The organism is Pseudomonas sp. IT-P74, from assembly GCF_949768175.1.
Classification (GTDB): domain Bacteria; phylum Pseudomonadota; class Gammaproteobacteria; order Pseudomonadales; family Pseudomonadaceae; genus Aquipseudomonas.
Genome location: NZ_CATKQD010000011.1, coordinates 203464 through 216757 on the forward strand (window position 1 = coordinate 203464; position 13294 = coordinate 216757).

Consider the following 13294-nt stretch of genomic DNA (forward strand, 5'->3'; position numbering starts at 1 on the left):
TTCAGCCTACCTCTTGCTTTCGCAAGTATCTCGGAAGTGGTGGGTGATGACGGGATCGAACCGCCGACATTCTGCTTGTAAGGCAGACGCTCTCCCAGCTGAGCTAATCACCCGTTTGCATCTCCGAGGCCGCGAAATTTACGCAGGTAGCGAACCTAAGTCAATAGCAGGATTGAAGTTTTTCTGAAAAAGACAAAATCATTTCATTCCGGCCAGTGTCGGCAACCATCAGTCCGCCTTCGCGAGCAAGCTCGCTCCCACAGTTAAAAGCATGCTCTCTCCCTCTGTGGGAGCGAGCTTGCTCGCGATGAGGGCAGCACATTCAACATCAAATGCTGAAGACCGCACCCTGCCCCCATCACTCGCTGTAAATCATCTTCTTGGTCATGCCGCCATCGACCACGAATTCCTGGCCGGTGACAAACCCGGCATTCCTCGACAGCAGCCAGGCCACCATCGCCGCTACGTCCTCGACCGTCCCTACCCTGCCCGCCGGATGCTGGGCATGATCGGCTTCGGTCAAGGGCTCGGCACGCCGCACCGAGGGGTCGCGTGCATCGATCCAGCCCGGGCTGACGGCATTGACCCGGATCTCCGGACCCAGGCTGATGGCCAACGCATGGGTCAGGGCCAACAAACCGCCCTTGCTCGCCGCATAGGCCTCTGTGTCGGGTTCCGACTGCCCGGCGCGGGTCGAGGCCAAATTGACGATGGCACCGCTGTGAGCGCGCAGGTACGGCGCACAGTGTTTGGCCAGCAACATCGGCCCGCTGAGGTTCACCGCCAACACCCGATTCCAGTGGGCCAGATCAAGGCTTTCCAGGGTGATATTGTGCGGATCGGCAACCGCTGCGTTGCATACCAGCGCATCCAGTCGCCCGAACTGGCCGAGCACCTCGGCCACGCCAAGTGCGACTTGCCCTTCATTCGAGACATCCATGGCGATGAACCAGGCGTTGTCGCCCAGCACTTTCGCCACCTTCGAACCGCGCTCCCGGTCCAGGTCCGTCAGCACGACTTGCCAGCCTTCGCTGATCAGCCAGGCCGAGATCCCCAGGCCAATGCCCCGCGCAGCACCGGTCACCAGCGCTACGCGGCCATTCGAGCCGGTGGTCGGCGCAGACAACTCGATCACAACGCAGCCAGACCGCGCGCCAGATCGGCTTGCAGGTCCGCCACGTCTTCCAGACCGACCGCAACGCGGATCAGGCTGTCACGAATGCCCGCCGCTTCGCGCTCCTGAGGCGCCAGACGACCATGGGAGGTGGTGCTCGGGTGGGTAATGGTGGTCTTGCTGTCGCCCAGGTTGGCAGTGATCGAAATCAGACGCGTGGCATCGATAAAGCGCCAGGCGCCCTCTTTGCCGCCCTTGACCTCAAAACTGACGACCGCACCGAAGCCCTTCTGCTGGCGCAGCGCCAGTTCGTGCTGCGGATGGCTCTTGAGGCCGGCGTAATGGACCTTCTCGATGCCGTCCTGCTGCTCCAGCCACTCGGCCAGTTGCTGGGCGTTGGCGCAATGGGCCTTCATCCGCAGGTTGAGGGTTTCCAGGCCCTTGAGGAAGATCCAGGCGTTGAACGGGCTCAGGGTCGGCCCGGCGGTACGCAGGAAGCCGACCACCTCTTTCATCTGCTCGCTACGACCGGCGACCACGCCACCCATGCAACGGCCCTGGCCGTCGATGAACTTGGTGGCCGAGTGCACGACGATGTCCGCGCCCATTTTCAGCGGCTGCTGCAACGCCGGAGTGCAGAAGCAGTTGTCGACCACCAGCATCGCGCCTTTGGCGTGAGCGATTTTCGACAGCTCAGCGATGTCGACCAACTCGGCCAGCGGGTTGGACGGCGACTCGACAAACAGCAATTTGGTGTTGGCCTTGATTGCCGCATCCCAGCCGGACAAGTCCGCCAGGGCCACGTAATCGACTTCAATGCCAAAACGCTTGAAGTACTTCTCGAACAGGCTGATGGTCGAGCCGAATACGCTGCGCGATACCAGAACGTGGTCGCCAGCGCTGCACAGGCTCATCACCACCGCCATGATCGCGGCCATGCCGGTGGCGGTGGCCACGGCCTGCTCGGCGCTTTCCAGGGCGGCAATGCGCTCTTCGAAGGCGCGTACGGTCGGGTTGGTGTAGCGCGAGTAAACGTTGCCCGGCACTTCCCCGGCAAAACGCGCGGCGGCGTCGGCAGCGGTGCGGAATACATAGCTGGAAGTGAAGAACATCGGATCACCGTGTTCGCCTTCCGGCGTACGGTGCTGACCGGCACGTACGGCCAGGGTATCGAACGCTACGCCTTCGAGGTCGCTGTCCAGCCGACCGGCATCCCAATCCTGACTCATGCTGTCACTCCTTTCCTTATTCTCGTAAATAAAAAGCCAGATACAAAACCGGCCCCTCAGGGCCGGTAGAAACTCAGTTGTTGTACAGATCGATGATCGCACTGACTGCCTGCGTCTTGACCTTGGAGGCATCGTTGCGTGCCTGCTCGATCTTGTTCAGGTAAGCCTCGTCGACGTCGCCGGTGACGTACTGGCCGTCGAACACCGCGCAATCGAACTTGTCGATCTTGATCTTGCCGCCACCGACCGCTTCGATCAAGTCAGGCAGGTCCTGATAGATCAGCCAGTCGGCGCCGATCAGGTCAGCCACGTCCTGGGTCGAACGGTTGTGGGCGATCAGCTCGTGAGCGCTCGGCATGTCGATGCCGTAGACGTTCGGGTAGCGAACCGCTGGCGCCGCGGAGCAGAAGTAGACGTTCTTGGCGCCGGCTTCGCGGGCCATCTGGATGATCTGCTTGCAAGTAGTGCCACGAACGATGGAGTCGTCCACCAGCATCACGTTCTTGCCACGGAATTCCAGTTCGATGGCGTTGAGCTTCTGGCGTACGGATTTTTTCCGCGCGGCCTGGCCTGGCATGATGAAAGTCCGGCCGATGTAGCGGTTCTTCACGAAGCCTTCGCGGAACTTCACGCCCAGATGGTTCGCCAGCTCCAGCGCCGCGGTGCGACTGGTATCCGGAATCGGGATGACCACGTCGATGTCGTGATCCGGACGCTCGCGCTGGATCTTCTCGGCCAGCTTCTCACCCATGCGCAGGCGGGCCTTGTAGACCGATACGCCGTCGATGATCGAGTCCGGACGCGCCAGGTAGACGTGCTCGAAGATGCACGGCGTCAGGGACGGGTTGGTCGCGCACTGACGGGTGTACAGCTTGCCCTCTTCAGTGATGTAGACCGCTTCGCCCGGTGCCAGGTCGCGAATCAGGGTGAAGCCCAGTACGTCCAGGGAAACGCTTTCCGAGGCGATCATGTACTCGACGCCTTCATCGGTGTGACGCTGGCCGAACACGATCGGGCGGATGCCGTGCGGGTCGCGGAAGCCGACGATGCCGTAGCCGGTGATCATCGCCACGACGGCGTAACCACCGACGCAACGGTTGTGCACGTCGGTGACCGCGGCGAAAACGTCTTCTTCGGTCGGCTGCAACTTGCCGCGCTGGGCCAGTTCGTGCGCGAACACGTTGAGCAGCACTTCCGAATCGGAACTGGTGTTGACGTGGCGCAGGTCAGATTCGTAAATCTCCTTGGCCAGTTGTTCAACGTTGGTCAGGTTACCGTTGTGCGCCAGGGTGATGCCGTAAGGCGAGTTGACGTAAAACGGTTGAGCTTCAGCCGACGTCGAGCTGCCCGCGGTTGGATAACGCACATGGCCAATGCCCATGTGACCGACCAGGCGCTGCATGTGACGCTGCTGGAACACGTCACGCACCAGGCCGTTGTCCTTGCGCAGGAATAACCGGCCATCATGGCTGGTCACGATACCGGCAGCGTCCTGGCCGCGGTGCTGGAGGACGGTTAGCGCGTCATACAGCGCCTGATTGACGTTCGACTTACCGACGATACCGACGATGCCACACATGCGACGCAACCCCTACTTAATGGATCTGAACTGAGCACTACTCACTGAGGCGTTTTGGCCGTCGGCAAGAGTTGCTCCTTGAACGGAATATCAGCGGGTACGCTGATTCCGCTGGCAAGCCACTGACTGCTCCACCCGAGAATCAGGTTTTTGGACCAGTCTGCGACCAATAGAAATTTTGGCACGAGCTGTGACTCTTTCCACCACCCGTCCTGCTGTACCGGCCCCAGGCTCAACAGCCCGACGGCGATAACCACCAGCAACCCGCCACGCGCGGCGCCGAAGGCCATGCCGAGGAATCGGTCGGTCCCGGAGAGCCCGGTGACGCGAACCAGTTCGCCGATAAGATAATTGATCATTGCGCCTACGATTAAAGTGGCGACGAACATGATGGCACAGCCCGTGATTATACGTGCCGATGGCGTTTGAATGTACCCGCCGAGGTACTCGGACAGTGAGCCACCGAACATCCAGGCTACGACTCCTGCGATGATCCAGGTCAACAGCGACAGAGCTTCTTTGACGAAGCCGCGGCTCAGACTGATCAATGCGGAGATGGCGACGATTGCTACGATCGCCCAGTCAACCCAGGTAAATGGCACAGTGCAGCCTACAGACGGATAAGGCGGCGCATTTTAGCAGAGCCCATGCTTATCGGTAAGCTGCGATTGTCAGTGCATTTCATATCGGGGCGATAGTTTTAGCCACGTTCCGGCTGAAAGCGCACCACAAACCCCTTGAGGTTCTGCTGGCGGTTCAGCAAGTCACGCAGCCGGTCGGCTTCAGCGCGTTCGATCAGCGGCCCGACAAACACCCGGTTTTTGCCGTCGGCGGTGCGGATGTAGGCGTTGTAGCCCTGGCTGCGCAGGGTTTTCTGAAGCTTTTCCGCGCTTTCACGGCTAGACAGGCTGGCCAGTTGCACCGACCAGCTGACAGACAAGCCATTGGCATCGACACGGCTTGGCGTGGTGTCCGGCTTGCCCGGTGCCGCAGTGATGGGCTGGGCAGGCGCTGTCGCAGGTTTGGCCGCCAAAGCCGGGACCGGCGCAGGTGCAGCCGGCTTGGCTGCCGGCGCTGGAGCCGCAGGCGCAGCTGGCACCGCCGATTCCTGCTGGGCGATTTCGTCATCGCTCGGCACGGGTTCCTGAGGCAAGGCTTGCGGCTCAGGCACCACCACGGGCTCGACCTGCACCTGGGGCAACGCCGGCGCCTGTGGAGCCGCAGGCGCTTCGACCGTCACCTGGCGCTGTTCGTCCTGGCGGGAAAACAGCATCGGCAGAAAAATCACCGCCAGCGCGACCAACACCAGGGCGCCAACCATGCGCTGTTTGTATGCCTTATCCAGCAATGCCATTTGCCGCTTCCTCCGTGGAGCGCCGGGCCAGCCACTCAAGGGCCTCGGCGACACAATAAAATGATCCGAACAACAGGATTTCGTCGTCGTTCGTGGCCTGCGCGCACTGCCCTTCCAGGGCGGCCGCTACGCTGCCGTATGACGTGACCGACGCACCAAGACCTTGCAACGCATCGTGCAAATCCGCAACCGGACGCGCCCGAGGCGAGTCCAGCGGTGCGACAGCCCAGTGCTGGACACTAGCATTCAATTCGCCGACAACACCACCCAGGTCTTTGTCCGCCAGCAGCCCGAACACCGCCAGGCGCCTGCCGACCGGCGGGCGACTGGCCAGGCGACGAGCCAGATACTCCGCCGCATGGGGGTTGTGTCCCACATCCAGCAATAGATTCAAGCGCTTGCCTTGCCACTCGATCTCACGGCGATCCAGACGACCGACCACCTTCGTTGCCTGCAGCGCCTCGACAATCTGCGCATCCACCCAAGGCAAACCGAGCAGCTGGTACGCCTGCAACGCCAGCGCAGCGTTTTCCATCGGCAGATCGAGCAGCGGCAAATCGCGCAGTTCAACCGCGCGCCCTTGCCCATCGACACCGCACCATTGCCAGTTGTGATCGGTGATGCCGAGGTCGAAATCGCGTCCACGCAGGAAAAACGGGCAATTGAGCTCGCGCGCCTTGTCCAGCAGAGGTTGTGGAGGATTCAGGTCGCCGCAGAGCGCAGGCGCGCCCTGACGGAAAATACCGGCCTTCTCGAAGGCCACGGACTCTCGGGTATCACCCAGGTAATCCGCATGATCGACACCAATACTGGTGACCAGCGCCATGTCGGCGTCCACCACGTTGACCGTGTCCAGCCGACCGCCCAGACCGACTTCCAGCACCACCGCATCGAGCCCGGAGCGCTGGAACAGCCAGAATGCCGCCAGGGTGCCCATTTCGAAGTAAGTCAGGGAAGTGTCGCCGCGCCCGGCCTCTACCGCGGCAAAGGCCTCGCACAACTCGGCATCCGTGGCTTCGACGCCATTGACCGTTACCCGCTCGTTGTAACGCAGCAGGTGCGGGGAGTTGTAGACCCCCACTTTCAAGCCCTGTGCCCGCAGCAGGGACGCCACGAACGCACAGGTGGAACCCTTGCCGTTGGTCCCGGTGACCGTGATCACCCGAGGCGCCGGCTTGCCCAGTCCCATGCGGGACGCTACCTGTTGCGACCGCTCCAGGCCCATGTCGATGGCCGAAGGGTGCAACTGCTCAAGGTAGGCGAGCCATTCGCCAAGGGTTCGTTGGGTCATAGGTTGGCAGGTACCGGTGGAACCACGATCGGCTCGATGGGTGCAGCCACGAACTTCGGCGTCGGCAGGCCCATCATTTGCGCCAGCAGGTTGCCCAGGCGCGGACGCAGTTCCTGACGGTCGATGATCATGTCGATGGCACCGTGTTCCAGCAGGAACTCGCTGCGCTGGAAGCCTTCCGGCAGTTTTTCACGCACGGTCTGCTCGATCACACGTGGACCGGCAAAACCGATCAACGCCTTCGGCTCGCCGACAATCACATCGCCCAGCATCGCCAGACTGGCGGAAACGCCGCCGTAGACCGGATCGGTCAACACGGAGATGAACGGGATGCCTTCTTCACGCAGACGAGCCAGCACCGCGGAGGTCTTGGCCATTTGCATCAGGGAAATCAGCGCTTCCTGCATCCGCGCACCGCCGGAAGCGGAGAAGCAGATCATCGGGCAACGTTTTTCCAGGGCGTAGTTGGCGGCGCGCACGAAACGCTCACCGACGATGGCGCCCATCGAGCCACCCATGAAGGAAAACTCGAACGCCGAAACCACCACCGGCATCCCCAGCAAAGTACCGCTCATGGAAACCAGCGCGTCTTTTTCGCCGGTCTGCTTTTGGGCAGCGGTCAGGCGATCCTTGTACTTCTTGCCGTCGCGAAACTTCAGACGGTCGACCGGCTCCAGGTCCGCACCCAGTTCGGCACGGCCTTCAACATCGAGGAAGATGTCGATACGGGCGCGGGCGCCGATACGCATGTGATGGTTGCACTTGGGGCAAACGTCCAGGGTCTTTTCCAGCTCCGGACGATACAGCACAGCCTCGCAAGACGGGCATTTGTGCCAAAGACCTTCAGGCACCGAGCTCTTCTTGACCTCGGAACGCATGATCGAAGGGATCAGTTTGTCTACTAACCAGTTGCTCATGCTTTCTTTCTCCAGTACCGGCGGCCCGAACGCTCTGGTTCGCGGCCCCGTGTATGCCCTAGCGCTAAATTCATGTGTGCGAAGAGGGTCGAGGACTGCCACGGTCAGCGCGAAACATGACCTGCGTGCAACCAAAAACCCTCGGATCTGCCTGCTGTGTGCAGTGCATCCGCTTTGTACAGTGCAGTGGACGGCGGCAGTCTGCCAGCCGTCACATCAACAGGTGCTACCGCGTACCGCTTTGATAAATGCCTGGATCCTTGCGTGATCCTTGATGCCCTTGCTCGCCTCTACCCCACCGCTGACATCCACGGCATAAGGCCGGACGCGGGCAATCGCTTCGGCGACGTTATCCGGCGTCAGACCACCCGCCAGAATGATCGGCTTGCTCAAGCCTTGCGGTATCAGTGACCAGTCAAATGCCTCGCCGGTTCCTCCGGGAACGCCTTCGACATAGGTATCGAGCAAGATGCCGCTGGCACTGGCATAGGCATCACAGGCCGCGGCGATATCATCCCCCGCCTTGACCCGCAGCGCCTTGATGTACGGGCGGTGCCAACCCTCACAATCCTCTGCGCTTTCATCGCCGTGAAATTGCAGCAGGTCCAGGGGCACAGCGTCGAGGAGCTCACCCAACTCGCAACGGCTCGCATTGACGAACAGGCCCACGGTGGTCACGAACGGCGGCAGCGCCTTGATGATCGAGCGCGCCTGCTGGAACGTCACCGCACGGGGGCTTTTGGCGTAGAACACGAATCCGATGGCATCCGCCCCGGCCTCGACGGCCGCCAACGCATCCTCTATGCGGGTAATCCCACAAATCTTGCTGCGAACGGCTGACATGTCGACACAACTCCAAGACAAATCCGGGAAAGTCCCGGATGGTAACAAAAGCATTCGAGGGCGTCAGCCGCCAAGTTCCGAGAACCCGGTCAGGAAGTGTGGACCGATGTAACGCTCGGGCAATTGGAACTCGTCACGGTACTCGACCTGAACCAGATACAAACCGAATGGATGCGCGGTCACGCCACCGGTCCGTCGAATCCGACTCTCCAGCACCTCTTTCATCCAATCCACCGGACGCTCTCCGGCGCCAATGGTCATCAGCACGCCGGCAATATTGCGCACCATGTGATGCAGGAAGGCGCTGGCGCGGATATCCAGTACGATCATCTTGCCGTGACGGGTGACGCGCAGGTGATGCAGTTCCTTGATCGGCGACTTGGCCTGGCACTGGCCGGCACGAAAAGCGCTGAAATCATGGGTGCCGAGCAGGTATTGAGCGGCCTCGGCCATGCGCTCGACGTCCAGCGGACGGTGGTTCCAGGTCACTTCTTCGTTCAGGTGCGCCGGGCGGATCTGATCGTTGTAGATCACGTAGCGATAACGCCGGGCAATGGCCTTGAAGCGCGCATGGAAGTGCGCCGGCATGACCTTGGCCCAACTGACACTGACGTCGTGGGGCAAGTTGATGTTGGCGCCCATGGTCCAGGCCTTCATCGAACGATCGACCTGGGTGTCGAAATGCACCACCTGTCCGCAGGCATGCACCCCGGCGTCGGTACGCCCGGCGCACATCAGCGAAACGGGTGAGTCGGCGACTTTGGACAAGGCGTTTTCGAGGGTTTCCTGCACGGTGAGGACGCCGGAGGCCTGGCGCTGCCAGCCGCGGTAGCGCGAGCCTTTGTATTCGACGCCCAGCGCGATCCGGAAAAAGCCGTCGGCAGCCATTTCGGCGGCCGGGTTATCTATATTTGCCAAGGAGGGACAGCCTGATGATGTACCAAAGGCGGGCATTATAAGGCCGACTGGAGGGGATGCCAGTACAACTGAGGGCCTGGAGTGAATGTCAGGGCCTCTTCGCGAGCAGGCTCGCTCCCACAGGGGATGGGTGCAGAGCCCAACATTGCGGAAGACATTGATCCAATGCGGGAGCGAGCCTGCTCGCGAAAATCCCAGGGAACACGGGGACTCACTGCAAAAACGGCAGCCTCTATGGGCTGCCGCTTTTCTTACAACCTACCGATCACTCAAGCCAGGCGCGACAGCATTTCCTCGGCTTCACCCTTCTGCTCGGCATTGCCTTCGCTTACGACCTCTTTGAGGATGTCACGAGCACCGTCGCTGTCGCCCATGTCGATATAGGCCTGAGCCAGATCGAGCTTGGTAGCGGCCTCGTCAGTGCCCGAAAGGAAGTCGAAGTCATCATCGTCGCCCAGTGCGGCATCTGCTTCGGTGAAGGTCGGTTCGCCAATGCTGCTGGACAGGCTCTCCAGTTCAGCATTGACATCATCCAGCTCTGCCGCGAACGCATCCGGTGCGTCCAGCTCGTCGGCCAGCGACAGATCGAAATCGGCCGGCAATTCCAGGTCATCCAGCGCGACCTCAGGAACAGACGGTGTTTCGGCAACCGGAAAATCCTTCACGCCCTCATCCAGGTCCAGCAGGAAGTCGTCTTCAGCCAGCATCGCCGGCGACGGTTGCGCACCGAGATCCAGGTCAAGGTCAAGGTCGAAGTCCGACAGATCGTCGAGGTTTTCCTTGATGTCAGTCTGCTGCTGCAACACCGACTCAAAACTCAGGTCGTCGTCCAGCGGGAACTCTTCCAGGTCTGCCAGCCCCGCCACTTCGGGCTCCGGTGCAGGTGCAGGTGCAGGCGCCACAGGTGTAATCGAGTCCAGATCATCCAGGCTCAGGTCGAAGGCGCTGTCGAGGTCATCCTCGAACGGCGCAGGCGCAAGCTCTGATTCTGGCGCTGGTGCTTGCGGCTCATCGAGCAACAGGTCCTTGACGTATTGCGCGTCCAGCTCGGCGGCAACGGCGGCTGCGGCGATACCACCGGCAGCGACCAGCGCCATGGCCGGGAAGCGGCTTTTGAGCTTTTCAACCTGGGCGAAGTTGTCGCCATTGGCCACCAACTGACGCTCCTGGCCGACGAATGCATCGCGGTCGCCTTGCTGGCCGTAGACTTCCATCAGTTTCAAGCGCAAGTCGCTGCGCTTGGGCTCTTGCTTGACGCCGTCCTCCAGCAATGCGGCAGCCTGGTTCAGGCGACCGGCATCGATGTGCGACTGAGCCTGGCCCAGCACGTCGTCGGAACGCTCGGCAGCGGGTGCCACCAATGGCGCGGCGATCGGCGTGGTCATCACCACCGGAGCAACTACCGGCGCTGGCGCGGGAGCAGGCGTCGGGGCTGTCGCCAGTTTCACGCTCGGCGGCGGAACTTCCAGGCCATCGAAGCTACTTTCCGGCAAGTCGAAATCGGCCGAGAACGGCTGTTCTTCGGCCAGGGCACGGGCCATGCGCAGATGTTTTTCGGCTTCTTGCCGGGCTTTGCGGCGACGCGCCAGCAACAGCAGCAGGAGCAGCAGAATCACCGCACCGCCACCGACCAGGCCCAGCAACACCGGATTGGTCAGCAATTCATTGAATTTCTGATCGTCGGATGCGGCCGGTGTCGCCTCAACAGGTTTTTCGGCGGGTGTCGGAGTTGCCCCGGGCGCTGGCGCAGTGTCAGCCGGAGCAGGCGTTGCCCCCGGGTTGGCAACCAGTTCGGCCGACATTGCCGGCGCTGTCGCGGCCGCAGCGCCCTCGGTTTGCAACTTGGCCAACTGGTTGTTCTTCAACTCGATCAGGCGCTGCAGCTTGTCCACCTGGCTTTGCAGGTCGGCCATGCGGCTTTTCAGTTCGGCGTTATCACGACGGCTGGTGTCGAGGCTTTCCTGAGTCACCGCCAGCTTGTTGCTGAGGGCCTTGGCATCTCCGACAGCTCCTTTGCCTGGGTTCTTGCCGGATTCGGCCGACACCAGGCTCAGCTTGTCGGTGGCCGCTTGCGCCGGCGCGCCATCAGTACGCGCGCGATAGGTAGCGTCGAGCTGTTGCTGCCCTGCCCCGGGTTTGGCCACATAACGGCGACCCTGGCGCCAGGCCTTGTTCTGTGCGGCCACTTCGGCAATCGCCTTGGCTTGCGGCAGGTCCGTGCTCTGCGCCTGGCCCGGCAGGCGCAGCACCTGGCCGGTTTTCAGGCGGTTGATGTTGCCGTCGATAAAGGCATCCGGGTTCAGCGCCTGGATGGCCAGCATGGTTTGCTGGATCGAACCACCATTACGCGCCTTCGCGGCGATTTCCCACAGGGTATCGCGCGCCGTGGTGGTGTATTGGGACGGTTTGGTCGCACCGGTGACGGGCGCGGCAACCGTTGACGCCGGTTGTGCGGCCGCTTCAGCGGTTTGCGGCGAGAATTTGGACGGATCGAGCAGCACACTGTAGTCGCGCAGCAAACGGCCGTTCGGCCACATGACCTGAACCAGGAATTTCACCATGGGTTCGGAAAGCGGCTTGCTGGAGGTCACGCGCAGGATGCTTTTGCCGCCGGCGTTGAGCACAGGGGTGAAGGTCAAGTCATTGAGAAACGCCTGGCGGTCGACACCGGCCTTGGCGAAATCTTCCGGCGAAGCCAGGCTCGGCACTACTTCGGCGGCGGTGAGTTCCTTGACATCGAGCAGCTCGATTTCCGCTACCAGCGGCTGGTTGAGCGTCGATTTCAGGGTCAACTCCCCGAGCCCGAGGGCATGCGCCATACCGGAGGACAGCGCCGAGGCGGCCGCTATTGCTAACACCAGTTTGCGAACTTGAACCATTAGCTCATCCTTAGTTTGAACATTCCTCGGCCAGCGAGAAGGTATTGACAGTCGCTGCCGTAAGGCATTACGCGCAACGGCGAGGGTCGTCGCGCGGAATTATTCGACAAATAGTTGCAAAGTATCTTTTACAGCAGGTCTTTTATCAACAACTCGGCCAGCTGCACAGCGTTGAGCGCCGCGCCTTTGCGTACGTTATCTGACGTCAGCCACAGATTAAGTTCCGACGGGTCGTCGATACCCTGGCGAACCCGACCCACGTAGACCACATCCTGCCCTACCGCATCGCCCACCGGGGTCGGGTAATCGCCGGCTTCCACCAGCTCGATGCCGGGCGCGTCTTCCAGGGCCGCATTGATTTTCCCCAGGTCGATCTCACTCGCGGACTGCAGGGTCACGCTATAGCTATCGCCAAAAAACACCGGGGCTTGAATGCAAGTGACGGAAATTTTCAATGAAGGCCGCGCCATGACCTGGCGCAGCTCACGCACCAGGCGTTTTTCCAGCAGCGTATGACCTTGCTCATCCGGTTTGCCGACCTGGGCCAACAGGTTGAAGGCCATCTGCCGATCAAAGAATTTCGGCTCCAGCGGCCGCACATTCAGCAGCTCGGCGGTCTGCCGGGCGAGCTCGCTCACGGCTTCGCGCCCCTGGGCCGATACCGCGAGGCTGGCGGTCAGGCTGATGCGCTGCAAATCGAGCAAATCCATCAGCGGCGCGAGTACCACCGCCAGCGTGGTGGCCGATGGGCTTGGACTGCTGACCTGAAAGGGTTTTTTCAAGCCGGCCAACACTTGGGCGTTGGCCTCAGGCACGACCTGTGGCGCCTTTTCGGCCAGCAGGGCACCGGAGAGATCGATCACCGAGCAACCGGCGTCTGTCGCCCGGGAAGCAAAACTCAACGAGACCGCCGGGCCGGCGGCAAAGAATGCCAACTGCACCTTGCTGAAGTCGAACTCATCGACCTCTCGCACCCGCACGTTCTTGCCGCGAAACGGCACCGAACTGCCGGCCGATTCGCTGCTGGCCAGCAGGTGAAGGGTGCCGATCGGGAAATCGCGCTCTTCGAGAATCTGCACGAGTGTTTCGCCGACAGTACCGGTGGCGCCGATCACGGCAATATCAATGGACTGGCTCATGGTTTGACCTCTGGCGAAACGGGGGGAGCGG

The 13294-nt window shown here is 61.5% G+C and carries 11 protein-coding genes and 1 tRNA gene; all 12 read right to left on the reverse strand.

Translation table 11 applies throughout. The features are described from left to right. Positions 1-37 precede the first annotated feature (37 nt). Positions 38-113: transfer RNA gene (locus ACM6J5_RS09920), tRNA-Val, on the reverse strand. Positions 114-358: 245 nt separating this feature from the next. Next, positions 359-1135, reverse strand: a complete 777-nt coding sequence (locus ACM6J5_RS09925; RefSeq protein ID WP_095943669.1) for an SDR family oxidoreductase — start codon at positions 1133-1135, stop codon at positions 359-361. Further along, on the reverse strand, positions 1132-2343 hold the full coding sequence (locus ACM6J5_RS09930) for an O-succinylhomoserine sulfhydrylase (protein ID WP_150672787.1): 1212 nt from the start codon (positions 2341-2343) through the stop codon (positions 1132-1134). The genes ACM6J5_RS09925 and ACM6J5_RS09930 overlap by 4 nt, the downstream gene beginning before the upstream one ends. Before the next feature lie 73 nt (positions 2344-2416). Then, positions 2417-3922: an amidophosphoribosyltransferase gene (purF, locus tag ACM6J5_RS09935; protein WP_095943671.1), complete on the reverse strand. Its 1506-nt coding sequence runs from the start codon at positions 3920-3922 to the stop codon at positions 2417-2419. 41 nt (positions 3923-3963) lie between these two features. Beyond that, entirely contained in the window at positions 3964-4524 is a 561-nt protein-coding gene (locus ACM6J5_RS09940) for a CvpA family protein (RefSeq protein WP_056722189.1), read from the reverse strand. Between the two features lie 98 nt (positions 4525-4622). Next, complete coding sequence (locus ACM6J5_RS09945; protein ID WP_414928369.1) at positions 4623-5276, reverse strand: SPOR domain-containing protein; 654 nt, start codon at positions 5274-5276, stop codon at positions 4623-4625. Continuing rightward, positions 5260-6567 (reverse strand): bifunctional tetrahydrofolate synthase/dihydrofolate synthase, encoded by a 1308-nt coding sequence (folC, locus tag ACM6J5_RS09950; protein WP_414928370.1) that lies wholly within the window; start codon positions 6565-6567, stop codon positions 5260-5262. The genes ACM6J5_RS09945 and folC overlap by 17 nt, the downstream gene beginning before the upstream one ends. Then, on the reverse strand, positions 6564-7484 hold the full coding sequence (gene accD, locus ACM6J5_RS09955; RefSeq protein WP_095943674.1) for an acetyl-CoA carboxylase, carboxyltransferase subunit beta: 921 nt from the start codon (positions 7482-7484) through the stop codon (positions 6564-6566). Before accD ends, folC begins: the two co-directional genes overlap by 4 nt. A gap of 216 nt (positions 7485-7700) precedes the next feature. After that, entirely contained in the window at positions 7701-8327 is a 627-nt protein-coding gene (locus ACM6J5_RS09960; RefSeq protein ID WP_414928371.1) for a phosphoribosylanthranilate isomerase, read from the reverse strand. A 63-nt stretch (positions 8328-8390) separates the two neighbouring features. Then, a complete protein-coding gene (truA, locus tag ACM6J5_RS09965; protein WP_414928541.1) occupies positions 8391-9215 on the reverse strand; it encodes a tRNA pseudouridine(38-40) synthase TruA in 825 nt (274 codons plus the stop codon). A gap of 299 nt (positions 9216-9514) precedes the next feature. Further along, on the reverse strand, positions 9515-12124 hold the full coding sequence (locus tag ACM6J5_RS09970) for a FimV/HubP family polar landmark protein (RefSeq protein ID WP_414928372.1): 2610 nt from the start codon (positions 12122-12124) through the stop codon (positions 9515-9517). A gap of 128 nt (positions 12125-12252) precedes the next feature. Next, positions 12253-13263, reverse strand: coding sequence for an aspartate-semialdehyde dehydrogenase (locus tag ACM6J5_RS09975; RefSeq protein ID WP_150672790.1), 1011 nt, complete (start codon positions 13261-13263; stop codon positions 12253-12255). Positions 13264-13294 lie beyond the last annotated feature (31 nt).

What these genes read in the sequence shown, in the direction of transcription:
- ACM6J5_RS09930 (WP_150672787.1), bottom strand. Translation starts at nt 2,343, where the DNA reads ATGAGTCAGGATTGGGATGCCGGTCGGCTGGACAGCGACCTCGAAGGC.
- purF (WP_095943671.1), bottom strand. Translation starts at nt 3,922, where the DNA reads ATGTGTGGCATCGTCGGTATCGTCGGTAAGTCGAACGTCAATCAGGCG.
- ACM6J5_RS09945 (WP_414928369.1), bottom strand. Translation starts at nt 5,276, where the DNA reads ATGGCATTGCTGGATAAGGCATACAAACAGCGCATGGTTGGCGCCCTG.
- folC (WP_414928370.1), bottom strand. Translation starts at nt 6,567, where the DNA reads ATGACCCAACGAACCCTTGGCGAATGGCTCGCCTACCTTGAGCAGTTG.
- accD (WP_095943674.1), bottom strand. Translation starts at nt 7,484, where the DNA reads ATGAGCAACTGGTTAGTAGACAAACTGATCCCTTCGATCATGCGTTCC.
- ACM6J5_RS09960 (WP_414928371.1), bottom strand. Translation starts at nt 8,327, where the DNA reads ATGTCAGCCGTTCGCAGCAAGATTTGTGGGATTACCCGCATAGAGGAT.
- truA (WP_414928541.1), bottom strand. Translation starts at nt 9,215, where the DNA reads ATGGCTGCCGACGGCTTTTTCCGGATCGCGCTGGGCGTCGAATACAAA.
- ACM6J5_RS09970 (WP_414928372.1), bottom strand. Translation starts at nt 12,124, where the DNA reads ATGGTTCAAGTTCGCAAACTGGTGTTAGCAATAGCGGCCGCCTCGGCG.
- ACM6J5_RS09975 (WP_150672790.1), bottom strand. Translation starts at nt 13,263, where the DNA reads ATGAGCCAGTCCATTGATATTGCCGTGATCGGCGCCACCGGTACTGTC.